The 741-nt window shown below is 56.8% G+C and carries 2 protein-coding genes; both read right to left on the reverse strand.

Annotation, left to right across the window (positions count from 1 at the left end):
- A partial coding sequence (locus tag JIN85_RS22565; RefSeq protein WP_484510793.1) for a transposase occupies positions 1-434 on the reverse strand: 434 nt, incomplete at its 3' end.
- A 20-nt stretch (positions 435-454) separates the two neighbouring features.
- Positions 455-741 (reverse strand): hypothetical protein (locus tag JIN85_RS20710; protein WP_200274436.1); only part of this gene is annotated, 287 nt, incomplete at its 5' end.

Below are 741 nucleotides of genomic sequence, written 5' to 3' on the forward strand. Positions count from 1 at the left end.
TGATGGCCGCGTCTTCCGTCCATTGTGCTGGCGCGGGACTTCGACAAACGAGGCATCGACGGTGACTCCTTCCTTGCCATGAATGCCGCGCGCGGCGAGCGCTTCGTCGAGGTCCGAAAACAAGGCCGCCATGCCAAGGGAGCGCATGAAGCTGGAACGATCGAGAATCTGTTCCTCGGTTTGCTCTTCGGAAAGCGCGTGTTTTTTTGCATCACCACGATTTTGAACATGAACACCGGTTCAAAAGGAGCGTTGCCTCCCTTGTCGACGCGATCCTTGTAGCGGAGCAATTCGATGAGCCGATCGCGGAAAACTTCGAAATCGATCACCGCTGTCAACTTGTCGAGTGGCCTGATGCGTTGGGTCATTTTTTTGGCATGGTCAAGTTGGCTGAAAAGATCCTGCTGATTGCTGCCGGGCCGTCGAAATCTCATGGCCTTTGCCTAACAGAAATTCACGATCTCGGGATGAGGTTGCCGGATGCGGCCTGGAGGTATCGGAAGACAGGATTGGGTAATCCGTTGGGCTGCCACCAGCTCAGGAGAAGCCCGACGGCTTTGTGACAGGAGGCATTGGCCTCGAGGTTCTGAGCGAGCCAGGTCCGGAAGACGGGCAGATGGCAGAAGCAGCGCTGGAGCTGGGTGGAATCGATGGATGCAAGGAATTCACCGGGCAGGATGTCTTCGAAAAGGACGGCATAGCCGCTGAGGGAACGGCGGGCGATAAGGGTGGATGTCTGGC

Origin of the sequence: Luteolibacter pohnpeiensis, from assembly GCF_016595435.1 — a bacterium.
GTDB classification, from domain to species: Bacteria; Verrucomicrobiota; Verrucomicrobiia; order Verrucomicrobiales; family Akkermansiaceae; genus Luteolibacter; species Luteolibacter pohnpeiensis.